This window comes from Ancylobacter moscoviensis, assembly GCF_007559435.1.
Classification (GTDB): domain Bacteria; phylum Pseudomonadota; class Alphaproteobacteria; order Rhizobiales; family Xanthobacteraceae; genus Ancylobacter; species Ancylobacter moscoviensis.
In genome coordinates this window covers 222099-244221 of the sequence record NZ_VMBP01000006.1, presented here as the reverse complement: position 1 = coordinate 244221, position 22123 = coordinate 222099, and the positions used below count along the sequence as shown (strand labels likewise).

24 protein-coding genes are annotated in these 22123 nt (G+C 68.7%); 11 read left to right on the top strand and 13 right to left on the bottom strand.

The genetic code is table 11. The features are described from left to right. Positions 1-129: 129 nt before the first annotated feature. The gene (locus FO470_RS17640) at positions 130-1101 is read left to right on the top strand and encodes a glucokinase (protein WP_144344296.1); all 972 of its coding nucleotides are present in this window, start codon (positions 130-132) and stop codon (positions 1099-1101) included. Here FO470_RS17640 and FO470_RS17635 read toward each other — a convergent pair. The 3 genes from FO470_RS17635 to FO470_RS17625 all read right to left on the bottom strand — a co-directional run bounded on the left by FO470_RS17635 (position 1076) and on the right by FO470_RS17625 (position 4381). Beyond that, a complete protein-coding gene (locus tag FO470_RS17635; RefSeq protein ID WP_144344295.1) occupies positions 1076-1837 on the bottom strand; it encodes an RluA family pseudouridine synthase in 762 nt (253 codons plus the stop codon). The genes FO470_RS17640 and FO470_RS17635 overlap by 26 nt on opposite strands. A 49-nt stretch (positions 1838-1886) precedes the next feature. Continuing rightward, positions 1887-3074, bottom strand: a complete 1188-nt coding sequence (locus tag FO470_RS17630) for a patatin-like phospholipase family protein (protein ID WP_244616915.1) — start codon at positions 3072-3074, stop codon at positions 1887-1889. A 524-nt stretch (positions 3075-3598) separates the two neighbouring features. Next, positions 3599-4381, bottom strand: coding sequence for a 3-hydroxybutyrate dehydrogenase (locus FO470_RS17625; protein WP_144344294.1), 783 nt, complete (start codon positions 4379-4381; stop codon positions 3599-3601). A gap of 195 nt (positions 4382-4576) precedes the next feature. Between FO470_RS17625 and FO470_RS17620 the strand changes: the two genes are divergently transcribed. The 6 genes from FO470_RS17620 (at position 4577) to FO470_RS17595 (ending at position 9984) form a co-directional block, all read left to right on the top strand. Beyond that, positions 4577-5101: a Fur family transcriptional regulator gene (locus FO470_RS17620; protein WP_144344293.1), complete on the top strand. Its 525-nt coding sequence runs from the start codon at positions 4577-4579 to the stop codon at positions 5099-5101. Between the two features lie 85 nt (positions 5102-5186). Next, on the top strand, positions 5187-6491 hold the full coding sequence (gene ispG / locus FO470_RS17615; RefSeq protein ID WP_144344292.1) for a flavodoxin-dependent (E)-4-hydroxy-3-methylbut-2-enyl-diphosphate synthase: 1305 nt from the start codon (positions 5187-5189) through the stop codon (positions 6489-6491). A gap of 4 nt (positions 6492-6495) precedes the next feature. Further along, positions 6496-6894: a rhodanese-like domain-containing protein gene (locus tag FO470_RS17610; protein ID WP_144344291.1), complete on the top strand. Its 399-nt coding sequence runs from the start codon at positions 6496-6498 to the stop codon at positions 6892-6894. A 112-nt stretch (positions 6895-7006) separates the two neighbouring features. Next, complete coding sequence (locus tag FO470_RS17605; RefSeq protein ID WP_144344290.1) at positions 7007-8044, top strand: aspartate-semialdehyde dehydrogenase; 1038 nt, start codon at positions 7007-7009, stop codon at positions 8042-8044. A gap of 318 nt (positions 8045-8362) precedes the next feature. Beyond that, entirely contained in the window at positions 8363-9001 is a 639-nt protein-coding gene (locus tag FO470_RS17600; protein WP_244616773.1) for a DUF1007 family protein, read from the top strand. After that, the gene (locus FO470_RS17595; protein ID WP_144344289.1) at positions 8998-9984 is read left to right on the top strand and encodes a nickel/cobalt transporter; all 987 of its coding nucleotides are present in this window, start codon (positions 8998-9000) and stop codon (positions 9982-9984) included. The genes FO470_RS17600 and FO470_RS17595 overlap by 4 nt, the downstream gene beginning before the upstream one ends. Before the next feature lie 83 nt (positions 9985-10067). Here the strand turns inward: FO470_RS17595 and FO470_RS17590 are convergent, their stop codons facing one another. The 7 genes from FO470_RS17590 to FO470_RS17560 form a co-directional block, all read right to left on the bottom strand. Further along, a complete protein-coding gene (locus tag FO470_RS17590; RefSeq protein ID WP_144344288.1) occupies positions 10068-10808 on the bottom strand; it encodes an acetoacetate decarboxylase in 741 nt (246 codons plus the stop codon). Between the two features lie 84 nt (positions 10809-10892). After that, complete coding sequence (locus FO470_RS17585; protein WP_144344287.1) at positions 10893-11888, bottom strand: WD40 repeat domain-containing protein; 996 nt, start codon at positions 11886-11888, stop codon at positions 10893-10895. 183 nt (positions 11889-12071) lie between these two features. After that, positions 12072-13046, bottom strand: a complete 975-nt coding sequence (locus FO470_RS17580; RefSeq protein WP_144344286.1) for a CobW family GTP-binding protein — start codon at positions 13044-13046, stop codon at positions 12072-12074. 120 nt (positions 13047-13166) lie between these two features. Next, complete coding sequence (locus tag FO470_RS17575) at positions 13167-14186, bottom strand: metal ABC transporter substrate-binding protein (protein WP_144344285.1); 1020 nt, start codon at positions 14184-14186, stop codon at positions 13167-13169. Between the two features lie 11 nt (positions 14187-14197). After that, on the bottom strand, positions 14198-15064 hold the full coding sequence (locus FO470_RS17570) for a metal ABC transporter permease (protein ID WP_144344284.1): 867 nt from the start codon (positions 15062-15064) through the stop codon (positions 14198-14200). Then, positions 15064-15825, bottom strand: a complete 762-nt coding sequence (gene aztA, locus FO470_RS17565; protein ID WP_144344283.1) for a zinc ABC transporter ATP-binding protein AztA — start codon at positions 15823-15825, stop codon at positions 15064-15066. The genes FO470_RS17570 and aztA overlap by 1 nt, the downstream gene beginning before the upstream one ends. Continuing rightward, positions 15825-16076, bottom strand: coding sequence for a hypothetical protein (locus tag FO470_RS17560; protein WP_144344282.1), 252 nt, complete (start codon positions 16074-16076; stop codon positions 15825-15827). Before FO470_RS17560 ends, aztA begins: the two co-directional genes overlap by 1 nt. A gap of 241 nt (positions 16077-16317) precedes the next feature. Here FO470_RS17560 and ppa point away from each other — a divergent pair, with 241 nt between their 5' ends. Then, positions 16318-16845: an inorganic diphosphatase gene (gene ppa / locus FO470_RS17555; protein WP_144344281.1), complete on the top strand. Its 528-nt coding sequence runs from the start codon at positions 16318-16320 to the stop codon at positions 16843-16845. Positions 16846-16903: 58 nt separating this feature from the next. Here the strand turns inward: ppa and FO470_RS17550 are convergent, their stop codons facing one another. The 3 genes from FO470_RS17550 to FO470_RS17540 form a co-directional block, all read right to left on the bottom strand. After that, positions 16904-17944 carry an Ldh family oxidoreductase gene (locus tag FO470_RS17550; RefSeq protein ID WP_144344280.1) on the bottom strand — a complete coding sequence of 347 codons (1041 nt, stop codon included), beginning with the start codon at positions 17942-17944 and terminating at the stop codon, positions 16904-16906. Continuing rightward, entirely contained in the window at positions 17944-18762 is an 819-nt protein-coding gene (locus tag FO470_RS17545) for a creatininase family protein (protein ID WP_144344279.1), read from the bottom strand. Before FO470_RS17545 ends, FO470_RS17550 begins: the two co-directional genes overlap by 1 nt. An 80-nt stretch (positions 18763-18842) precedes the next feature. Next, a complete protein-coding gene (locus tag FO470_RS17540; RefSeq protein WP_144344278.1) occupies positions 18843-19232 on the bottom strand; it encodes a RidA family protein in 390 nt (129 codons plus the stop codon). Between the two features lie 144 nt (positions 19233-19376). Between FO470_RS17540 and FO470_RS17535 the strand changes: the two genes are divergently transcribed. The 3 genes from FO470_RS17535 to FO470_RS17525 all read left to right on the top strand — a co-directional run bounded on the left by FO470_RS17535 (position 19377) and on the right by FO470_RS17525 (position 22123). Continuing rightward, a complete protein-coding gene (locus FO470_RS17535; RefSeq protein ID WP_186292009.1) occupies positions 19377-20405 on the top strand; it encodes an ABC transporter substrate-binding protein in 1029 nt (342 codons plus the stop codon). 84 nt (positions 20406-20489) lie between these two features. Continuing rightward, on the top strand, positions 20490-21290 hold the full coding sequence (locus FO470_RS17530; RefSeq protein ID WP_144344277.1) for an ABC transporter ATP-binding protein: 801 nt from the start codon (positions 20490-20492) through the stop codon (positions 21288-21290). A 26-nt stretch (positions 21291-21316) separates the two neighbouring features. Then, on the top strand, positions 21317-22123 hold the full coding sequence (locus FO470_RS17525) for an ABC transporter permease (RefSeq protein WP_144344276.1): 807 nt from the start codon (positions 21317-21319) through the stop codon (positions 22121-22123).

Here is a 22123-nt window from a genome sequence, read left to right as displayed (position 1 = left end):
CGCGAAGGCAACTCCCGCGCCGCGCCGCCATGGCCGATCGAACCGAATTGTCGGCCGGGACTTGTGGAAGCAGGCGAGATTGGTTCCTATCCGATCCCGCCCCGTGCTTCGCCCCGTAGCGTCTGGATCATGCCCCATCTCATCCTCATCGCCGATATCGGCGGAACCTCCTCCCGTCTGGCGGTCGTCGGCACCGACGGCGTGCCCCGCGACATCCAGATTCACCGCAACGATGACTTTGCCGGCTTCAAGCAGATGATCGAGGCCGACCTCACCCGGCGTGGCGATGGCGCGCGCCGGGCGGTGGGCGGTGCCGTGCTGGCGGTCGCCGGGCCGGCGGACGGGGAGATCATCAAGCTGACGAATCGCGACTGGTCCTTCACCAAGCGCGACATGCGCCGGCATTTCGGCTGGCAGAAATTCGCCGCCGTGAACGATTTCGAAGCCCTCGCGCTCGGCGTCCCCGCTCTGGGACCAGACGATCTCGTGGCCGTGGGTAGCGGCATCGCCGAACCGGATGCGCCCATCCTCGTCTGCGGCCCCGGCACCGGCTTCGGCACCGCCATGCTGGTGAAGCAGGGCCGCAACCGCCACGTCCTCACCGGCGAGGGCGGGCGCGTGCGGCTGGGTGCCGCCGATGCGGAGGAGGCATTGCTGCTCGGCCATATGGTCCGCGAGCTCGGCCCCGTTGTGGTGGAGCATGCCGTGTCGGGCTCGGGCCTCGCCCGCATCCACCGCATATTGACCGGCGCGACGCAAAGCCCCGAAGACGTCATCACCGCCGCCAAGCGCGGCGAAGACGCGGCGCGCGAGACCTGCAACGTTTTCCTGCGCCTGTTCGGCCGCATCGCCGGCGACCTCGCGCTCATCACCAATGCACGCGGCGGGGTTTATCTCGCCGGCGGGGTCTCGGCGGCGCTGGCGCCTCTCTTCGCCGGTTCACCCTTCCGCGACGCCTTCGCGGAGCATCCGCCCTTCGAGGCGCGCCTGATCGACACGCCGGTGCACATCATCGTGCACGCGACGCCGGGACTGATCGGCTGCGGCCAGTTCGGCGCGCGGCTCGCCCGCACCCTCAAGCCCGGCCTGCACGTGGTGTGAAATCGGCGGCATCCGCCGCCGCTTCCAGCGCCGCCGGGTCGAGTCCCGCCCGCTCCAGCGTCGCCCGCATATGAGCCGGCAGCGGCGCGCGTATATCGACCGGCTCCCGCCCCTTGCGCTGGGGGATCACGACGCGGCGCGAATGCAGGTGCAGTATCGGGCCGCCCGGCAGGCGCGAAGCCCCGCCATAGATGCTGTCGCCGAGGATCGGATGGCCGATGGCATCGAGATGCACGCGCAGCTGGTGCGTCCGGCCTGTCAGCGGAGAGAGCGCCAGCACGGCAAAGCCCTCGCCCTCGGCGAGCTTGCGCCACTCGCTGATCGCCTCCTGCCCGCGCGGATCGACGGTCATCCACCAGCCACGGGTCGGCGAGCGCTTGGAAAGCTTCAGCTCGATGCGCCCGCCCGCCTCGGCCGGCACGCCGCGCACCACCCCCATGTAGGTCTTGCCCACCGTGCCGTCGGCGAAGGCCTTGCCGAGGTCGGCCAGCGCCTTGCGGTGACGGCCGAGCACGAGGCAGCCGGACGTGTCCTTGTCGAGCCGGTGCGCCAGCTCCGGCGCGTTCGGCAGGCCGAAGCGCAGGGCGTCGAGGTGGTCGGCCAGCGTCTCGCCGCCCTTCGGCCCCTTGTGCACGGCGAGACCTGCCGGCTTGTCGATGACCAGCATCATCCCGTCGCGGTGCAGGACGCGGGAAGCGATGTCGAGAGCGGGTTCGGATGCGACGGTCGGGTTCATCCCGCCGTCACACCACAAAGCCGCTGGCGCGTCGAGAGGCGCGCGCGCCTCAGCCCCTGTTCAGCTCCTCGCGCACGTCGAGCGTCGAGCGCACGCCGATATCGTCGAAGTGCTTCTCCAGGAAGCTCTCCGCCGCCTCGCGGCCGATGGCGTTGAGATAGAGCAGGAACTCCCATTCCGCGTTCATCTTGGTGGAGGCGTCGAGCGCGACCAGCTTCTCCGCCCCGTCGATCCGGTGGATGCGCAGGTCGCGATAGCCGTCGATGCCGTCGCCGCCCTTCTTCTGGAGGCTGCCATGCTTGAGCAGGCGGGTGACGAACTCGGCCGCGCGCAGCTGCGCCAGCAGCGAGGCGTTGAAGGTGATCTCGTTCATCCGGTTGTTGATGTCGCGCGCCGTCTTCGGCGTCTCGCGGCGGATGATCGGGTTGATCTGGACGAGCAAGATGTCGTCGGTCTTCACCGCATTGTAGAAGGGGAACAGGGCCGGGTTGCCCATGTAGCCGCCGTCCCAATAGGGCACGCCGTCGATCTCCACCGCCTGGAACATGAAGGGCAGGCAGGCGGAAGCCATCACCGCCTGCGCCGTCAGCTCATGCTTGGCGAAGACGCGCACCTTGCCCGTGTGGACGTTGGTGGCGCTGATGAAGACGTGGACATGGCTGCAGGACTGCAGCGCCTTGAAATCCACGTGCTCCTCGATGAGGTCCATCAGCGGATTGATGTTGAGCGGGTTGAAGTCATAGGGCGACAGGAACCGGCTCATCACGTCGAAGGCGATATAGCTCGGATTGGTGTTGAGCGACCAGTTGCCCATCAGCCGGTCGAGCAGCGTGCGCTGCAACGGGCTGGTCCGCCCGTCCTTGGACACCGCGCGCCAGTAGCGGTTGAGCGCCTCGCGCCCGCCTTCATTGCCGCCGCGCGCGATACCGGTGGCCAGCACGGCCGCGTTCATCGCCCCGGCGCTGGTGCCCGAAATGCCCTCGATGGCGATGCGCCCGTCCTCCAGCAGCCGGTCGAGCACGCCCCAGGTGAAGGCGCCGTGCGCGCCGCCGCCCTGAAGCGCGAGGTTGATCGGCTTGATGACCGGGCCGGTCGCCTTCGACGCCTTCTTCGCCTCCTCGGCCGGGCCCGGCTCGCGCTTCACCTCGCCCGATCCGGCGGGGGTGGCGAGCGCTCCGGCCGCCGCTTCCGCCTTTTCCTGGTCGGAGGCCGACAGTTTCCGGACCTCCGCCGCCACCTTGGCAGCCGGCTTGGGACCAGACGTCTTGGGACCTGACGTCTTGGCGGCGGCCGATCTCGCGGCCGCGCGCTTGGGCGCGGCCGGCTTAGTGGCGGCAGGTTTGGCGGCAGCAGGTTTGGCAGCCGCCGGTTGGGCGGTCACTGGCGTGGGAGCCGTTGCCTCGGCCCGCTCACTTTCGACCGCGGCGTCCTTGGCGCCCGGAACCCTCTGCGCGGCGGGTTTTGACCCTGCGGGCTTGGCAGCCTCGGCCTTTGCCGGCGCTTTCGGCTGCGCCGCTCTCGGCCCGGCAGCCGCCGGTTTGGCAGCCACCGGTTTGGACGGCGCGGGTTTGGCCGCGGCTTCCGGCTTGGGAGCAGGCGTTGCGACAGACGTCGCCTCGGTCGCAGCGGCCTTCGCGACGGGGGACGGCGTCGCAACGGGAGTCTGCGCCGCCTTGGCGCGCCCGCGTCGGGGCGCGCCGGTGGCCGGCTTTGCGGTGCCGGGCGGTTTCGGGCTTCGGGCCACTCTCTACCTCCGGAACGCTATTCGGCGACCCAGCCGCCGTCGATCTGCTGCAACGAGCCGGTGATCGAACGCGCCGCATCCGACGCGAGGAACACGGCAAGCGCCGCCACTTCCTCCACCGTCACGAATTCCTTGGTCGGCTGGGCGGCGAGCAGCACGTCGCGCTTCACCTGCTCCTCGGTCATGCCGCGCGCCTTGGCGGTGTCGGGAATCTGCTTCTCGACCAGCGGCGTCCAGACATAGCCCGGGCAGATGGCGTTGCAGGTGATGCCGAAGGTCGCCGTCTCCAGCGCCACCGTCTTGGTCAGGCCGGCAATGCCGTGCTTGGCCGAGACATAGGCCGACTTGAACGGCGAGGCGACGAGCGCGTGCGCCGAGGCGGTGTTGATGATGCGGCCCCATTTGCGCGCCTTCATGCCCGGCACGGCGGCCTTGATGGCGTGGAAGGCGGCGGAAAGGTTCAGCGCGATGATGAGGTCCCACTTGTCATCAGGGAACTCCTCGATCGGCGAGACGTGCTGGACGCCGGCATTGTTGATGAGGATGTCGACCGAGCCGAGCGTATCCTCGGCGAACTTCACCAGCGCGGCGCATTCCGAGCCCTTGGTGAGGTCCGCGCCGGAATAGATCGCCTTGACGCCGAACTCGCTCTCGATGCCGACGCGCTCCTTCTCGATCGCCGCAGCGTCGCCGAAGCCGTTCAGCGTCACGTTCACGCCCTCGGCGGCCAGCGCACGCGCATAGGCGAGGCCGATTCCGCTGGTCGAGCCGGTGACGACCGCGTTCTTCCCCTTAAGCATTCAAGAGCTCCTCACACGAGATGACGGCCGGCGCGCCCGTTCCGGGCCTCGCGCCGTGCCGCAGGAATTCCTACATGTCGCAGGCTAGCACGCCGGTGTGCGGTGCAAAGAGGTCTTTCCTTCCCATGGCACCGTACGCCGCGTCACATGCGAGACATGGTTTTCGGTTTCCTAGCGCTGGAGTACGATTGCGCGATGACGACGAACGCCCACCCTCACGATGACCACGACCACAGCGCCTGCGTCGCCGACGCGCTGGCGCGGGCGGAGGCGTCGTGCGGCGAGCGCGGCGCGCGGCTGACCCCGCTGCGCCGGCGCGTGCTGGAAGGGCTGGCGGACAGTCACGTGCCGCTCGGCGCCTATGATCTGGTGGAGCGGCTCGGCGCCTCCGGCGAGAAGCCGCCGCCCATGTCCGTCTATCGCGCGCTCGATTTCCTGGTGTCGGAAGGCCTCGCCCACCGCATCGAGAGCCGCAACGCCTACATCGCCTGCGGGCGCGACCACGGCACCGATGACGTCATTGTGTTCCTGATCTGCGAAGCCTGCGGGCTGACCTCGGAAGTCGCCTCGCACGCCATCGGCCGCGATCTCGCCTGGGCGACGCGGGCCGCCGGCTTCACCCCGCGCACCCCGGTCATCGAGATCGCCGGCACCTGCGCCCGCTGCCGCGCCGCGGCGGAGGCCGCGCCGGCCATCGAGGGTGCGGGGAGCCCCCGTTGACGGCGGCCGGACGCCGGCTTACCCCCTTCGCCGCCCGCATGCGGCAGCTTCCGCTTTCGCCGCGCGCCGCCGGATCTGATCGCCCATGAATAGCCCGACCGACGCCATCACCCCCATCGTCGCGCCCGAGCTGGAAGCCGCCGGCCCGGCCGCGCGCCGCCTCACCGTCGCGGTGAAGGTCGGCGGCGTCACCGTCGGTGGCGGCGCTCCGGTCGTCGTGCAGTCGATGACCAACACCGACACGGCGGACGCGGCCGGCACCGCCCTGCAGATCGCCGCGCTGGCCCGCGCCGGCTCGGAGATGGTGCGCATCACGGTGGACCGCGACGAATCCGCCGCCGCCGTGCCCGAGATCAAGGAACGCCTGCTCAAGATGGGCCTCGACACCCCCATCGTCGGCGATTTCCACTATAACGGCCACCTCTTGCTGACGAAGTACCCGGACTGCGCGGCCGCGCTCGACAAGTACCGCATCAATCCCGGCAATGTCGGCTTCGGCGAGAAGCGCGACCGTCACTTCGCCACCATCGTCGAGCAGGCGATTCTGCACGGCAAGCCGGTGCGCATCGGCGCCAACTGGGGCTCGCTCGACGGCGACCTGCTCACCGCGCTGATGGACGAGAACGCCCGCCTGCCGCGTCCCGCCGATGCCCGCGCCGTCACCCGCGAGGCGCTGGTGCGCTCGGCCCTGCTCTCGGCGGCGCTCGCCGAGGAAATCGGCCTGCCGAAGGAGAAGATCATCCTCTCGGCCAAGGTCTCGGCCGTGCAGGACCTGATCACCGTCTATGCCGAGCTCGCCCGCCGCGCCGACTACGCGCTGCATCTGGGTTTGACGGAAGCTGGCATGGGCTCGAAGGGCATCGTCGCCTCCTCCATCGCCATGGGCGTGCTGCTCCAGCAGGGCATCGGCGACACCATCCGCGTCTCGCTCACCCCCGAGCCCGGCGGCGACCGCACCCGCGAGGTGACGGTGGCGCAGGAGATGCTGCAGACCATGGGCCTGCGCACCTTCGTGCCGCTGGTCGCCGCCTGCCCCGGCTGCGGGCGCACCACCTCCACCACCTTCCAGGAACTGGCCTTCGAGGTGCAGGACTTCATCCGCACCTCCATGCCCGAATGGAAGAAGCACTATCCCGGCGTCGAGACGCTGAACGTCGCGGTGATGGGCTGCATCGTGAACGGACCGGGCGAGAGCAAGCACGCCGATATCGGCATCTCGCTGCCCGGCACCGGCGAGTTCCCCACCGCCCCGGTCTATCTCGACGGCAAGAAGGCCATGACCCTGCGCGGCCCGACGCTGCGCGAGGACTTCAAGAAGATCGTCGAGGACTATGTGCAGCGGCGGTTCGGCGTCGGGCGTCCGGCTTCGGGCGTCGACGCGGCGGAGTGAGCCGATGAAGAAGGGCTACAAGCAGCTCCTGGCCGAAGCGGAGGCCGAGATCGCCGCCATCGACGTCGCCGAAGCCGCGACGCTTCGCGGCCGGGACGACACCGTCTTCGTCGACCTGCGCGATCCGCGCGAACGCGAGCGCGACGGCTCCATCCCCGGCGCCTTTTCCTGCCCGCGCGGCATGCTGGAATTCTGGATCGACCCGGAAAGCCCCTACGCCAAGCCGGTCTTCCAGCAGGACAAGCGTTTCGTTTTCTTCTGCGCCAGCGGCTGGCGCTCGGCGCTCGCCACCAGGACCGCGCAGGACATGGGGCTGGAGAAGGTCTGCCACCTCAAGGGCGGCTTCGGTGCGTGGAAGGCCGCGGGCGGCGAGATCGAGAGCCTGCCCCGTCGCGAGGGTTGAGCGGCGCGCCGGGGTGCCCTCCGTCCGGCGCCCGTTGCCTCGCTTCGCCTTATCGCGTAAAAGCCCGCGCTCGCCCGAGCCTGTGAATGGCAGGGCCTTCAGGAGAAACGACATGGGCTACAAGGTCGCCGTCGTCGGTGCCACGGGCAATGTGGGCCGCGAAATGCTCGACATCCTCTCCGAGCGGGGCTTTCCCGCGGACGAGGTCGTTGCGCTTGCCTCCCGCCGTTCGGTCGGGACGGAAGTCTCTTTCGGCGACAAGACGCTCAAGGTCAAAGCCCTCGAAAACTACGACTTCTCCGACACCGACATCTGCCTGATGTCGGCCGGCGGCGAGGTGTCCAAGGAATGGTCGCCCAAGATCGGCCGGCAGGGCTGCGTCGTGATCGATAACTCCTCGGCCTTCCGCTACGACAGCGACGTTCCGCTGATCGTGCCGGAAGTGAACGCCGACGCGGTGAAGGGCTTCACCAAGAAGAACATCATCGCCAACCCGAACTGCTCGACCGCCCAGCTCGTCGTGGCCCTCAAGCCGCTGCACGACAAGGCGACGATCAAGCGCGTCGTGGTGGCGACCTACCAGTCCGTCTCCGGCGCCGGCAAGGACGCCATGGACGAGCTGTTCGCCCAGACCCGCGCGGTGTTCGTCTCCGATCCGGTCGAAGCCAAGAAGTTCCCCAAGCGCATCGCCTTCAACGTCATTCCTCACATCGACGTCTTCATGGAAGACGGCTACACGAAGGAAGAATGGAAGGTGATGGCCGAGACCAAGAAGATTCTCGACCCGAAGATCAAGCTCACCTGCACCGCCGTGCGCGTGCCGGTGTTCATCTCCCATTCCGAGGCGGTGAACGTCGAGTTCGAGAATCCGATCACCGCCGAGGAAGCCACCGAGGTCCTGCGCAACGCGCCGGGCGTGCTCGTCGTCGACAAGCGCGAGCCGGGTGGCTACATCACGCCCTACGAGGCGGCCGGCGAGGACGCCACCTACATCTCGCGCATCCGCGAGGACGCGACGGTGGAGAACGGCCTCAGCTTCTGGTGCGTCTCGGACAATTTGCGCAAGGGCGCGGCGCTCAACGCGGTGCAGATCGCCGAAGTGCTGGTCAATCGCAAGCTGCTCCAGCCCAAGTCCCAGAAGGCGGCGTAAGCCGACTTCGGGGACAAGAAGCAGGCAGTATCCCAGAAGGCGGCGTGAGCCGATTTCGGGGACAAGAAGCAGGCAGTGTCCCAGAAGGCGGCGTGAGCCGACTTCGGGGACGGAAGCAAGCAGTGTCCCGGAAGGCGGCGTGAGCGGGAACAGCGTCATGCCCGGGCTTGTCCCGGGCATCCACGCTTTCTCTTCTCGGCAGGAATTGATGCGGCCGCCTCCGGGCGGCCGTTGCCGTTTCTGGCGGTCGCCGTCACCATTCCGCCGAACTCGGCAGCCACCAATCGACCAACGCGGCTGCTTCGGAGAAGGCCCACCGTGATCCGGCGACTTCTGGCGACCATCCTCGCGCTCGGCGCGCTCATCGGGCCGGCGCTCGCCCATCCGCATGTGTGGGTGGAGGTGCACTCCGAGCTCGACTACACGCCCGACGGCAAGCTCGCCGGCGTGCGCCATCACTGGAAGTTCGACGAAGCGTTCTCGACCTATGCGCTGCAGGGGCTGGAGACCACGCCGGACGGCAAGCCCAGCGACAAGACGCTGAAGGAACTCGCCCAGGTGAACATCGAATCCCTGCACGAGTTCGATTTCTTCACCTACGCCAAGCGGAACAAGCAGGACGTGAAGTTCCTCCAGCCGAAGGATTATTCCCTCAGCTATGACGGCACGCAGCTCACCCTGCACTTCACCCTGCCCTTCGCCGAGCCGCCGGTGAAGGCGGGAGCACTGACGCTCGACGTCTACGACCCGACCTATTTCGTTTCCTTCCAGCTCGCCGACAAGGATCCGGTCACGCTCGCCGGCGATGCGGCGGGCTGCGCGCTCGCCCTGCACCGGCCGGACCCGGCCGTCGGCACCAGCTCGGCGACGCTCTCGGAGAGCTTCTTCAACGCGCTCACCTCCGCGAGCGAGTTCGGCTCGCAATTCGCCAACCGCGTCACGGTGACGTGCTCGTGAAGCACCGCCTGCTTCTGGCGCTGCTGGCCGTCGCGGCCGGCTGGCTCAGCCTGCATCCCGCCCTCGCCCAGAGCCCCTTCGGCGTCGGCGCCCCGCCCGCGCCGGATTCGGGCGGCGGCCAAATGGGCGGCCAAATGGACGGCATCGCCGGCTTCATCCTCGCCAAGCAGGCGGAATTCTACCGGCTGCTCACCGCCGCGGTGCGCGCCTCGAAGGAAGACGGCAACGCTCTCTTCCTGCTGGGCGGCATCTCTTTCGCCTATGGCATCTTCCACGCCGCCGGTCCCGGCCATGGCAAGGCGGTGATCTCCTCCTACCTGCTCGCCAACGAGGCGACGCTCAGGCGCGGCATCGGCCTCGCCTTCGCCAGCGCGCTGGCGCAGTCGCTCACCGCCATCCTCGTCGCCGGCGTGTTCGCGGTGCTGCTCGGCACCACCGCCGCCTCGATGAGCCGGGCCGTCTCCATTATCGAGATTGCCGCCTATGGGCTGATCGTGCTGATCGGCCTGCGCCTCGCCTGGACCAAGGGCCGCGCGCTGGCCGCCGCCTGGCGCGGCGTGCCGGCGCATGTGCACGGCGCGGATTGCGGCTGCGGCGACGATCACGCCCACATGCCCGGACCCGAGGCGCTGCCCAAAGGCTCGGGCTGGCGCGAATGGTGGGGGGCGGTGCTGTCGGTGGGGCTGCGGCCCTGCTCCGGCGCGATCCTCGTGCTGGTCTTCGCGCTGGCGCAGGGCATTTTCTGGGTCGGCGCCGCCTCGACCCTGCTGATGGGTGTCGGCACCGCGCTCACCGTGAGCGCCATCGCCGCGCTCGCGGTCTTCGCCAAGCATGCGGCGGTACGGCTCGCCGCCAACCGGCCGGGCTCGGCCGGGGCGGTGGTGCTGCGCGGCGTGGAATTCCTCGCCGCGCTGGCCCTCGTCGCCTTCGGCCTCGCGCTGCTGCTCGGCTTCATGGCGAGCGAGCGGCTGACGCTGGGATAGCGGCACCCCTCACAGCGCCACCGTCATGGCCGGGTTTTGGCCCGGCCATCCACGTCCTCGGTTCGAGGCCGGCAAGGAGGGCCTCAGTCCTTCAGATAGTCGAAGACCACCTTGCCGAGGCCGAGGGTCAGGTCGGTGCGGAAATGCGCCGCCGAAAGTACCTCCAGCACCGGCAGCTTGGCCACGTCGGCCAGCGCGTGCGGGAACAGGCCGAGCGCGGCCGGACCGGTCCAGGCCTCCTTCACCACGAGATTCTCGAGATAGTACTCGACCAGTTCCAGTACCCGCGCCGAGCCATCGACATGGGGGATGATCTTGAGCATCCAGTTCGGCGCCAGCAGCGACTTGTGCAGCGCCTCCAGGTCGAGCTCTTGATATTTGTAGCCCATGGTGGCGGAGGTGCAGAGCACGCTGCCGTAATGCAGCGTGCCGACCAGCGTGTCGCTCTCCACGCGCAGGCTGGGCTTGGCGATCTTCTTGGGGAAGCCCCACAGCTCGCGCCCCCCGGCGGTGGGAGCCTCGTCGTCGAGATACATGGAGTGGACGTAGCCGCCCTTCACGCCGTTCAGCTCGACCGGGATCACCTGCCCCGTCTCGGTGTAGTCCCCGAAGCCGGTCGAATCCGGCATGCGGATGAACTCATACTTGACGATGGGCTCCACCACCTTCAGCGGCTCGGGCACCACCTTTGCCAGCGCCGCCGGATCGGTGCGGTAGGTGATGACGAAGAACTCGCGGTTGAAGAAGCGATACGGCCCCTTCGGGTAGGAGGGATTGGTCAGCGGCATGGAATAGGCGGTGCGGCGGACGTCCTCGATCTTCATGTCTGGCGATCCTCGGCTGAACGGACGTGGTAAGCCTATCCGACCCTGCTGCGCCGCAATAGCGCAAACCGCGTCACCATGCCGTCACAGCTCGAGCAGGCCGCCCGTCTCGCCCTCGGTGCCGATGGCGAGCGCACCGCCGTCGGCCCGCCACGCCATGGCGCTGACCGGCTGCCCGTCCGGCGCGCGCAGGAGAATCTCCGCCGCATCCGAGATGCGCACCATCAGCACCAGGCCGTCCTCATAGCCGCAGGCGATCACCTCCTCCTTGGGATGCGCCGCCACCGCCGAGACCCGCACGTCGCGCGGGGCCAGCATGGTCGGCTGCTTGCCCATCGGTCCTTCCTTGGAGGCGAACGGCCAGAGGATCGCCTCGCCGGAACCGGAGGTCGCGAGATAGCGCCCGCCGGCGGTGAAGGCCATGGAGCGCACCCGCGAGGGATAGCCGGACATGCGCATATGCGCGCCGTCGGGCAGGCGCCAGCCATGCAGCGCCGCCTCCTGCATCGTCGTGACCACGAAGCGCCCTTCCGGGTGCCAGAGCACGCCGCGATGCGAGCCCTTCCACTCCAGCAGCTCGGGCTTGGCCACGGCATTGGGGAACCACAGCGTGGTCCCGCCATAATGGGCGACGGCAAGCCGCGTGCCCTTCGGCGCGAAGGCGAGCCCGCCGACCGTCGAGGGCAGGTCCAGCGACTTGGCTTCGCCCCTGGCCGGCTGGAAATAGGCCGTCTTGCCGGCGGAGAAGGCGACCGCCCCGTCCGACCCGGCCGCGACCTGGTCGATCCAGCGGCCCTTCTGCTCGAACAGCGTCTCGCTGGTGCCGTCCGCGAGCGTCGCCGCCACCCGGCCGTCGTCGCCGCCGGTCAGCAGCCGCTTCGCGTCGCCGGAAACGGAGAGGATCGCGCCCCTGTGCGCCGCGACCCGCTTTTGCTCGGCGCCGACGAGCACCACCTCGCGCTCGGTGAGCGCGAAGGCCGCCGTGGTGCCGAGAAAGCGCACGCCGGCAACGCCGCCGCCGAGATCGACCGGACGCAGTTTCGAAGTGAGCGAGGAGGGAGCGGAAGACAGGGCGGCCATGGGCTTACCGGCTTTCTGGGAGACGGTGTCGGGTTAGCCCAATTCGCGCCCGGCGTCACGCAACCCGAAGGTCGGGGGTGCCCCCCGACGACCCGCCCGGAGGAAAAGAGGCCGAAGAATCGTTGCCGGGCTGGGCAACGTTTCTTCGGCCCCACGTTCAAATCCGCCGCTGACCGGCCCCTGCTAGGCCACGCAGGAGAGGAAGCCCGCCTCCAGCGCCTTGGGATCGAGCTTGCGGCCGATGAAGACGATGCGGCTCGTCTTCGCCTCGTCGTCGCGCCAGGGGCGCTGGTGGTCGCCGTCGAGGATCATGTGCACGCCCTGGAACACGAAACGGTCCGGGTCGTCCTTGAAGGCCAGAATGCCCTTGGAGCGCAGGATGTTCGGCCCCTCGCGCTGGGTCAGTTCCTGGATCCACGGGAAGAACCGGTCGGGATCGAGCGGCTTGTCGGACGAGAACGAGTAGGACTGCATGTCCTCGTCGTGGAAGTGCTTGTGCCCGCCCTCGAGGAAATCCGGGTCGATCGCCTGGATGCGGTCGAGGTCGAACGCCCCCTGCCCCAGCACCTTGTCGATGGCGATGTCGGACTTCTGCGTGCGGTGGATGCGGGCGAAGGGGTTGATGGCGCGGATGCGCATCTCGACGTCCTTCAGCTCGGTCTCCGAGACCAGATCGGTCTTGTTGAGCAGGATGACGTCGGCGAAGGCGATCTGGTTCTTGGCCTCCGGCGCGTCCTTCAGCCGGTCCTTCAGCCATTTGGCGTCGGCCACCGTCACCACCGCGTCGAGCGTGGTCTTGGCACCGACGGTCTCGTCGACGAAGAAGGTCTGGGCGACCGGCGCCGGGTCGGCGAGGCCCGTGGTCTCGACGATGATACCGTCGAAGTCGTTCTTGCGGCGCAGCAGGCCGTCAATGATGCGGATGAGGTCGCCGCGCACGGTGCAGCAGATGCAACCGTTGTTCATCTCGAACACTTCCTCGTCGGCGCCCACCACGAGGTCGTTGTCGATGCCGATCTCGCCGAACTCGTTGACGACGACGGCGAATTTCTTGCCGTGCGGCTCGGAGAGGATGCGGTTGAGCAGCGTCGTCTTTCCGGCGCCGAGATAGCCGGTCAGCACGGTGACGGGGATCTTGTTGGGCTGCACGTCGGACATTGTCGACCTCGATCTTTCAGAACGTCATGCCCGGGCCTGGCCCGGGCATCCACGCCTTGCGGCGGGAAGTCGTGGATGGCCGGGACGAACCCGGCCATGACGGTGTGGTGAACCGCGAACTCAGCTCGACAGGGCCGAGGACAGCTCACGGACGTTGTTGTTCATCATGTCGATGTAGGTGCTCGCCGGGCCTTTGTCATCGGACAGCGCGTCGGAATAGAGCTCGCCGCCGATCTTCGCGCCGGTCTCTTCCGAGATGCGCTTGACGAGGCGCGGGTCGGAAATGTTCTCGACGAACACCGCCGGAATCTTTTCCGTCTTGATCTGACGAATGATCCGGGCAACGTCCTTGGCGGAGGCCTCCGCCTCGGTCGAGACGCCCTGCGGGGCGACGAACTCGATGCCATAGGCCGCGCCGAAATAGCCGAAGGCGTCGTGCGAGGTGATGATGCGGCGCTTGTCGGCGGGAATCTTCGCCACCGCCGCCTTCACCTCGGCATCGAGCGCCTCGAGCTTGGCCGTGTAGGCGGCCGCATTCGCCTCATAGGTCGCCTGGCCCGCCGGGTCGGCGGCGATCAGCGCGTCGCGGACATTGGCGACGTAACGCTTCGCATTGCCGACCGACTGCCACGCATGAGGATCGATGCCGCCATGGTCATGGGCGTGATCGTGGGCATGATCGTGGTCCTGCGCCTTCCCCTCGGCATGCTTGTCGTGATCGTGGTCGTGCGCCTTGTCGTGGTCATGGGCGGCCTCGTGGCCGTCTTCCTCCTCGGCCATTTCGCGGGGCTCGATGCCCTTGGTCGCGACGACCACGTCCGCCTTGGTGCCGGAGGCTTTCACGAGCCGGTCGATCCAGCCCTCGAAGCCGAGCCCGTTGACGAACACCACCTTGGCGCCCGCCACCTTCTTGGCGTCGGCCGGCGCCGGCTGGAAGACGTGCGCATCGCCATTGGGGCCGACCAGCGTCGTCACCGCGACGCGATCGCCGCCGACCTCCTTCACGAAATCCCCGAGGATCGAGAACGAGGCGACGACGGGAATCTGGGTCGCGGCGGCGGGCGTGGCGTCCTGCGCGGCGGCAGGCGCGGCAAGGCCGAGCGCAAACGCGGCGGCGAGCCAGGGGCGACGGGTCAGCATGGGCTTACTCCTCAGGCTTCGAGATGACGGCGCGGCATCAGGCGGAGCAGCAGCCCGCCGACCGGCCCGAACAGCACCGACAGCGCGTAGGCGCCGCCGGCGACAAGGATGATGGCGGGGCCCGAAGGCACGCCGGAATGGTAGGAGACCAGCAGGCCGACGACGCCGGAGACGCAGGCGACGAGCACCGACACGCCGACCAGCGCCGTCAGCTCGCGCGTCCAGAAGCGCGCGGCGGCGGCCGGCAGCATCATCATGCCCACGGCGAGCAGCGTGCCCAGCGCATGGAAGCCACCGACGAGGTTCGTCACCACCAGCGCCAGGAAGACGAGGTGCGAGGGCGCCCCCGCCCGGCTGACCGAGCGCAGGAAGCCGGGATCGACGCTCTCCAGCACCAGCGGCCGCCAGAGCAGCGCCAGCACCGCCAGCGTCAGGGTGGAAATGGAGACGATCAGCAGCAGCGTGGCGTCGTCGAGGGCCAGCACCGTGCCGAACAGCACATGCAGCAGATCGACGTTGGAGCCGCGCAGCGAGACCAGCAGCACGCCGAGCGCCAGCGAGATCAGGTAGAAGGCGGCGAGCGCCGCGTCCTCCTTCATCTGCGTGGCCCGCGCCACCGCGCCGGCGCCCAGCGCCACCGCGAAGCCGGCGACGAGACCGCCGACCGTCATGGCGAAAAGGTTCAGCCCGGCCGCGAGGAAGCCGACCGCCGCTCCCGGCAGGATGGCGTGCGCCATCGCGTCGCCGGCGAGGCTCATGCGGCGCAGCATCATCAGGACGCCGACCGGCCCGGCGCCGACGCCGAGCGCCAGCACGCCGACAAGCGCGCGGCGCATGAAGTCGAATTCGGCGAACGGCCCGATGAGAAGATCGTACATCACGCCACCCTCATGCCGTGCGAGGGCATATCCGGCGCGCAGGCCGGCGCGTCCTCGTCCCATGCCTCGCACATGCGGCGCGCCTCGGCGAGATTGTGCGTGGTCAGCACCTCGCGGGTCTCGCCCCAGGCGACCGGGGTGCGCGCGAGCAGCAGCGTCTGCGGGAAATGCACCCGCACCAGTTCGAGATCATGCAGCACGGCGATGACGGTCCGCCCCTCCCCGTTCCAGCGCTCGATCAGCGCCACGAGATCGGACACCGTGCCGGCATCGAGCGCGGTGAAGGGCTCGTCGAGCAGGATCAGCCTTGCGTCCTGGAGGAGCAGCCGCGCGAACAGGGTGCGCTGCATCTGCCCGCCGGAAAGCGTGCCGACGGGGCGCGCCTCGAAACCTTCCAGCCCCACCGCGGCGATGGCTTCCTCGATGAGCCGCCGGTCGGCACGGCCGATGCCGCCGAACAGGCCGGAACGGCGCCAGAGCCCCATGGCCACGAGATCATAGACATCGATGGGAAAGGAACGGTCGACCTCCGCCGCCTGCGGCAGATAGGCGACGGCGTGGTCCGGCAGCTTTCCCTCGATGCGCCCCGCGAGGGGGGAAAGCACCCCGGCGATCCCCTTGAGCAGCGTCGACTTGCCGGCCCCGTTCGGCCCGCAAATGGCGAGCAGCGCGCCATCCGGCACATCGCCGTCGAGATGGTGCACCGCCGGGTGCCGGTCATAGCCCAGCGTCAGGTCGCGGAAGGAGAGAACGTTTCCCATCACGCGCCCGCCCCGATCACGGCGAGCGCCGCCGCCCAGAGAAGCGCCGCCAGCGGCAGGGCGATGGCGAGCCGCTGCCAGACCGACAGGCGCAGCAGCGAAAAACCCGGCCGCGCCGCCGGATGCCGCTCTCCCGCCGCATGCGAATGATGGGCATGCCCGTGATCGTGCGGGGCGTGATCGTGCGCGGCATGGTCATGCGAAGGGGCGTGAGGCTCGTGGACGTGCAGGCGGGGGGACGCGGCAGGCATGGAAATCTCCGTTGGGAGAAGTTGATACAGTATATCATGTCGCTCCGTCCAGCCGAAAGATACACTGTATCAAGCCTCGCGCGACCGCCTCTCCGCCACCCCGCGCTCCGGCCTGAAACCGCCTCGTCGAATTGATGGGGTTCTTGCGTCTCGACGCCACGCCCGCCACGCCTTATGAGAAGGCGCCTTGCCCGCCGGCGCGGGCCAGCCTGTTCGATCCGGAGCCCGTTGGAGCCCATTCATGGATATTTCGCGCATTTCGATCGGCCCGAATCCGCCTGACGAGATTCACGTCATCATCGAGATCCCGGCCGGCGGCGCGCCGGTGAAGTACGAGATCGACAAGGAATCCGGCGCGCTGTTCGTCGATCGCTTCCTGCACACGCCGATGTTCTACCCGGGCAATTACGGCTTCATCCCGCAGACGCTCGGCGACGACGGCGACCCGCTCGACGTCGTCGTCATCTCGCCGATCCCGCTGCTCGCCGGCTCCGTGATCGCCGCCCGCCCGATCGGCGTGCTGATGATGACCGACGAGAAGGGCGGCGACGAGAAGGTCCTCGCCGTGCCGGCGGACTCGGTCTATCCCTACCACTCGAAGGTCATGAGCTATGCTGACCTGCCGCCGCTCGTCGTCGAGCAGGTGGCCCACTTCTTCACCCACTACAAGGATCTGGAGAAGGGCAAGAAGGTCTCGGTGGCCGACTGGGAAGGCCCGCAGCGCGCCCGCGAGCTCATCGTCAAGGCGATCGAAGCCGCCAAGAAGTGATGTGAGCCGCAGCCACGGTTCATGGAAAGGCCCGGGTCGCTCCCGGGCCTTTTGCGTTTCAGCCCGCGAAGCCCATGCCGGCCAGCGCCCGCTGCAGCGCCGCGCCGAGCGTCACGCCCTCCCGCGCCGCACGCGCGCGATTGGCGAGGCGCCGCGTGCCCGGCAGCCGCGCGCCCGGCTCGCCCTCGATGGCGAGCGCCAGCCGCTCGAGATGGTCGAGATAGGCGTCGCCCGCGATGCGCGCGGGGTCGATGGCGATGACCACATGGCCGACGGCGGCCGGCGGCCCCTTGCCGTCGAAGAAGCTGGGCGCGTCGAAGGAGAAGGTGGAGGCCGTCAGCGCCGCCGCCATCACCTCGATGACGAAGGCGAGCGCGGTGCCCTTGGCCTCGCCCATCGGCACCATCGTGCCGGCGAGCCCCGCCTTGGCGTCGGTGGTCGGGTTGCCCTGCGTATCGAGCGCCCAGCCCTCGGGGATCGTCGCCTCGCCCCGCTGCACGGCGGCGAGCAGGTTGCCGCGCGCCACCTTGGCGACCGACAGGTCCACCACCGCCGGCGCGCGCCCCTTCAGCGGCGTGGCGAAGGCGATGGGGTTGGTGCCGAACACGGCCCGGCGCCCGCCCCACGGGGCGATGGAGGCGGAGGCGTTGGAGAAGGCCAGCCCCACCAGCCCCGCCTCCGCCAGCGTCTCCACCGGCTGGCCGGCGACGCCGAAATGGCTGGAGCGGCGGATCGCCATCAGCCCCATGCCGGTCTCGCGCGTCAGCGCGGCGAGTGCCGGCAGGCCGAGCTCGATGGCCGGATAGGCGAAGCCGTTGCCCGCATCGACCGCCAGCACGGAAGGCGCGACCCGCATCGTCCTCGGCACGGCGTGGCCGTCGATCTTGCCGGCCGCCGCCATCGCGCCATAGCTCGGCAGCCGCGTCAGCCCGTGCGTGCCGAGCCCGTCCGCCTCGGCGCGCACGAGCGCGGCGGCGGTGAGGCGGGCGTTCTCCGGCGCCGTGCCGAAACGCTCCAGCACGCGGGCGGCATAGGCGCGGGCCTCGTCGAGGCTGAGCGTTCGGTCATGGAAGGCCTCCGCGGCGATGGAGCCCTCCATCACAGCGCGCTCCCGCCCAGCGGCCCCGCCGGCAGACGGGCGAGATCGAAGCGATGCACGTCCGCCAGCAGCTCCACGAAGGCGCGCGCGCCGTAGAGCGCGCAGGTCTCGCCCTTCTCGAGGCTGGCCTCGGTGGCATTGCCCATGGCGCCGGCGGGCTGGATATCCTGCGCCATCCAGCCGAAGCCGGCCGGCGTGCCGGCGCGCAGGAAGGCGAATTCCTGCTCCATGGCGAGCGTCACCGGCGGGAAGTCCCGCACTTCGCCGGTCCGCACCATGTCGGGGCGGAAAGCCATCATCAGCGAGGTCTCGATGCCGCCGGCATGGATGCCGTGCTGGCGCTCCTGCGGCGTGAACAGCCCCTCCGGATAGCCGAAGCGATGCCAGGATACCGTCACCGCCAGCATGCCGAGCCGGGCGCGCAGGTCGCGCGCCACCACGTCGAGGATCGGCACGTTGCCGCCATGCGAGTTGACGAGGACGATCTTGCGCACCCCCGCGCGGCGCACGCTTTCGCCGATCTCCGTCCAGGCGCGGATCACCGTCTCGGCGGAGAGCGTCAGCGTGCCGGGGAAATGGATGTGCTCGTTGGACTTGCCGATCGCCTGCAACGGCAGGAAGACGGCCGGGACGTCGTCGGGCAGCAGCCGGGCGACTTCCTTCAGATAGCCCTCGCCGATGAAGGCATCCACGCCGACCGGCAGATGCGGCCCGTGCTGCTCGACCGCCGCGACGGGAAGCACGGCGATCCAGTTCTCCGTGTCGCCATCGGCGAAATCGGGCCAGGTCAGTTCGGTCCAGAAGCGTTTGGGCGGCATGGCGGCAGGTCCGGAAGCACGAGGTCGGCGAATGGAGGCGGGTGAAGGGAGGCGAGTGAATGAAGGTGGCCGTTCTAGGCTCAATCCGCCCGTGCCGCCAGCGCCTCGATCTCCACCTTGAATTCGGGGCGGGTGAAGCCGGAGACGATCATCAGCGTCGAGGCCGGCGGCGGGTCGACGACGAAGCGGTCGCGCGCCGCCATGTAGCCGGCCATATGGGTCCGGTCGGTGACATAGGCGTTGAGGCGCACGACATCGGCCGGCTCCATCCCGGCCTCCCTCAGGCAGGCGGCGATGGCGGCGAAGCACAGCTCCGCCTGCTCCTCCACCCCCTCGGGAATCGCGTCGTCGGGCGCGATGCCGAGCTGGCCGGAAGTGAGCAGCAGCCGCGCGCCGGCCGTCACCTCCACGGCATGGCTGTAGCGGGCGAAGGGACGACGGACGGCGGCAGGGACGAAATGGCGCAGCATGGTCGCGAAAAATCCGGCGGGAAGGAAAGCGGCAGGCGTTCACAGACTTGTCGCCACAGCATATGTGCATGGCGATTAAGCTCGCCTATCATGACGGCACAGATCCCGTAACGCACTGCCTTTCGCACCCGGATGGAGACATCGATGCGCCTGCGTTTCCTGCGCTTGCGTTCCTTCTGCTCCCGCTCTCTCCGCATGCTTGCGGCCCTGGCCGCGCTGGCCGCCACGGCGATGCCCGCCTTCGCCGTCGACAAGGTGACCTTCGGCACCAACTGGGTGGCCCAGGCCGAGCATGGCGGCTTCTACCAGGCGGTCGCGGACGGCACCTATGCGAAATACGGGCTCGACGTGACCATCGTTCCGGGCGGCCCGCAGGCCAACAACCGGCTGCTGCTGCCGGTCGGCAAGATCGATTTCTACATGGGCGCCAACATGCTGCAGGCGTTCTCCTCCGTGGCGGAGGGCATCCCGACGATCATCGTCGCCGCGCTGTTCCAGAAGGACCCGCAGGTCTTCATCGCCCATCCGGACGTCACCGCGTTCGAGCAGCTGAAGCAGAAGACCCTCTTCGTCTCCAAGGAAGGGCTCGCGAGCTATTTTCAGTGGCTCGTCGCCGATTACGGGTTCAGCGAAAGCCAGGTGAAGCCCTACACCTTCAACGCGGCGCCGTTCCTCGTCGACAAGAACAGCGCCATGCAGGGCTATGTCACCTCCGAGCCCTATTCGGTCGAGCAGCAGGGCGGCTTCAAGCCGGCGCTGTTCCTGCTGGCCGATTACGGCTTCGACACCTACGCCACCACCATCGAGACCCGCAGCGAACTGGTGAAGCAGAACCCCGATCTCGTGCAGCGCTTCGTCGATGCCTCGATCATCGGCTGGTACAATTATCTCTACGGCGACAACACCAAGGCCAACGCCCTGATCAAGCAGGACAATCCGGAGATGACGGACGCGATGATCGCCTTCTCCGTCGCCAAGATGAAGGAATATGGCATCGTCGATTCCGGGGACACCAAGACCCTCGGCGTCGGTGCCATGACGGATGCGCGGGTGAAGAGCTTCTATGACAAGATGGTCGAGGCCAAGGTGGTCAAACCCGGCATCGACTATGTGAAGTCCTACACCACCCAGTTCGTGAACAAGGGCGTCGGCAAGGAGCTGGCGCCGAAATGACGGAGCGTCCATGACGCCGCGCCTTTCGCCATCATCCCGGCCGCTCCAGCCGCCGTGCACCTCGCGCATCGCCGCACGCTGCGCATGAATGACGTGATCGCGGAAGCCGACGCCGGCACGGTGCTGCTCAGCCTCAGGGGCGTCGGCAAGCGCTTCGCCAATAATGTGACGGCGCTCGAAGGCCTCGACATGGAGGTCCGGCAGGGCGAATTCCTCTCGCTGCTCGGCCCCTCCGGCTGCGGCAAGTCGACGGCGCTGCGCCTCATCGCCGGCCTCACCGAGCCGACCGCCGGCCGGCTCGACTGGAACGGCGGGGAAGCGACGCGCCGCACCACCGGCCCGCGCTCCATCGGCTTCGTCTTCCAGGAGCCGACGCTGATGCCGTGGGCCAGCGTGTTCGGCAATGTGCACCTGCCGCTCAAGCTCGCCGGCATCGGCCGCCGCGAGGCCGAGCCTTCCATCGCCGAGGCGCTGGAGATGGTCGGGCTGTCGGGCTTCCGGGACGCCTATCCGCGCGAGCTGTCCGGCGGCATGAAGATGCGCGTCTCCATCGCCCGCGCGCTCGTCACCAAGCCGCGCCTGCTGCTGATGGACGAGCCCTTCGCGGCGCTCGACGAGATCACCCGCTTCAAGCTCAACAACGATCTCCTCGAGGTCTGGCGGCAACTGGGCTGCACCATCGTCTTCGTCACCCATTCGGTGTTCGAATCGGTGTTCCTGTCCTCGCGCATCCTCGTCTTCCGCGCCCGACCGGGCCGGGTCTCGGCGGAACTGTCCATCGACCCGAACCAGCCGCGCGACGAGGCATTCCGCACCTCGCCGGAATATGCCGGCCTGTGCCGCGAGACCTCCCTCGCCCTCGCCCGGGCGATGGAAGCGCGCTGACGGCCGGGAGGGAGATGGAGCGGCGCATGGAGCGGCACCTCGAACATTCCTCCTCCCGGCCGTTCCCCTTCCGCTGGCTGCTGCCGATCGGCGTGCTCGCCGCGCTCGTCGCCCTCTGGGCGCTGGTGGTACGGATCAACAACCTGCCGCCCTATGTGCTGCCAAGTCCGGGGCAGGTGCTGGAAACGCTCGTCAGCGACCGCGTCGTGCTGTTCCAGTCCATGCTGGTCACGCTGGAGACGACGGTGCTGGCGCTCCTCCTCGCCGCTGCGGGAGGCGTCGCTCTGGCGCTCATCTTCGCCAGCGCGCGCATCGTCGAGTTCTCGCTGTTTCCCATCGCGGTCATCCTGCAGGTGACGCCGGTCATCGCGGTGGCGCCGCTGATGCTGATCTATCTTTCCACCGACACCGCGGTGCTGGTCTGCGCGTGGATCGTCGCCTTCTTCCCGGTGCTCTCCAACACCACGCTCGGCCTCAATTCGGTGGATCCGAACCTGCGCGACCTGTTCCGCCTCGCCGGCGCCTCCCGCTGGCAGACGCTGCTGCGGCTCAAGCTGCCGACCGCCCTGCCCTATTTCCTCGGCGGCCTGCGCATCGCCGGCGGGCTGGCGCTCATCGGCGCGGTGGTCGGCGAGATCGCGGCGGGCTCGGCGGGACAGGGCTCCGGCCTCGCCTTCCGCATCGTCGAGTCCGCCTACCGGCTGAACATTCCGCGCCTCTTCGCGGCGCTGCTGCTCATCTCGCTGGCCGGCATCCTCATCTATGCCGCGCTGAGCCTGCTCTCCTGGCTCGTGCTCCGCCGCTGGCACGAGAGCGAACTCGGCGGAGCATGA

Coding starts and splice junctions, on each gene's coding strand:
- FO470_RS17640 (WP_144344296.1), top strand. CDS start 130: ATGCCCCATCTCATCCTCATCGCCGATATCGGCGGAACCTCCTCCCGT.
- FO470_RS17635 (WP_144344295.1), bottom strand. CDS start 1,837: ATGAACCCGACCGTCGCATCCGAACCCGCTCTCGACATCGCTTCCCGC.
- FO470_RS17625 (WP_144344294.1), bottom strand. CDS start 4,381: ATGCTTAAGGGGAAGAACGCGGTCGTCACCGGCTCGACCAGCGGAATC.
- FO470_RS17620 (WP_144344293.1), top strand. CDS start 4,577: ATGACGACGAACGCCCACCCTCACGATGACCACGACCACAGCGCCTGC.
- ispG (WP_144344292.1), top strand. CDS start 5,187: ATGAATAGCCCGACCGACGCCATCACCCCCATCGTCGCGCCCGAGCTG.
- FO470_RS17610 (WP_144344291.1), top strand. CDS start 6,496: ATGAAGAAGGGCTACAAGCAGCTCCTGGCCGAAGCGGAGGCCGAGATC.
- FO470_RS17605 (WP_144344290.1), top strand. CDS start 7,007: ATGGGCTACAAGGTCGCCGTCGTCGGTGCCACGGGCAATGTGGGCCGC.
- FO470_RS17590 (WP_144344288.1), bottom strand. CDS start 10,808: ATGAAGATCGAGGACGTCCGCCGCACCGCCTATTCCATGCCGCTGACC.
- FO470_RS17585 (WP_144344287.1), bottom strand. CDS start 11,888: ATGGCCGCCCTGTCTTCCGCTCCCTCCTCGCTCACTTCGAAACTGCGT.
- FO470_RS17580 (WP_144344286.1), bottom strand. CDS start 13,046: ATGTCCGACGTGCAGCCCAACAAGATCCCCGTCACCGTGCTGACCGGC.
- FO470_RS17575 (WP_144344285.1), bottom strand. CDS start 14,186: ATGCTGACCCGTCGCCCCTGGCTCGCCGCCGCGTTTGCGCTCGGCCTT.
- FO470_RS17570 (WP_144344284.1), bottom strand. CDS start 15,064: ATGTACGATCTTCTCATCGGGCCGTTCGCCGAATTCGACTTCATGCGC.
- aztA (WP_144344283.1), bottom strand. CDS start 15,825: ATGGGAAACGTTCTCTCCTTCCGCGACCTGACGCTGGGCTATGACCGG.
- FO470_RS17560 (WP_144344282.1), bottom strand. CDS start 16,076: ATGCCTGCCGCGTCCCCCCGCCTGCACGTCCACGAGCCTCACGCCCCT.
- ppa (WP_144344281.1), top strand. CDS start 16,318: ATGGATATTTCGCGCATTTCGATCGGCCCGAATCCGCCTGACGAGATT.
- FO470_RS17550 (WP_144344280.1), bottom strand. CDS start 17,944: ATGGAGGGCTCCATCGCCGCGGAGGCCTTCCATGACCGAACGCTCAGC.
- FO470_RS17545 (WP_144344279.1), bottom strand. CDS start 18,762: ATGCCGCCCAAACGCTTCTGGACCGAACTGACCTGGCCCGATTTCGCC.
- FO470_RS17540 (WP_144344278.1), bottom strand. CDS start 19,232: ATGCTGCGCCATTTCGTCCCTGCCGCCGTCCGTCGTCCCTTCGCCCGC.
- FO470_RS17535 (WP_186292009.1), top strand. CDS start 19,377: ATGCGCCTGCGTTTCCTGCGCTTGCGTTCCTTCTGCTCCCGCTCTCTC.
- FO470_RS17530 (WP_144344277.1), top strand. CDS start 20,490: ATGAATGACGTGATCGCGGAAGCCGACGCCGGCACGGTGCTGCTCAGC.
- FO470_RS17525 (WP_144344276.1), top strand. CDS start 21,317: ATGGAGCGGCACCTCGAACATTCCTCCTCCCGGCCGTTCCCCTTCCGC.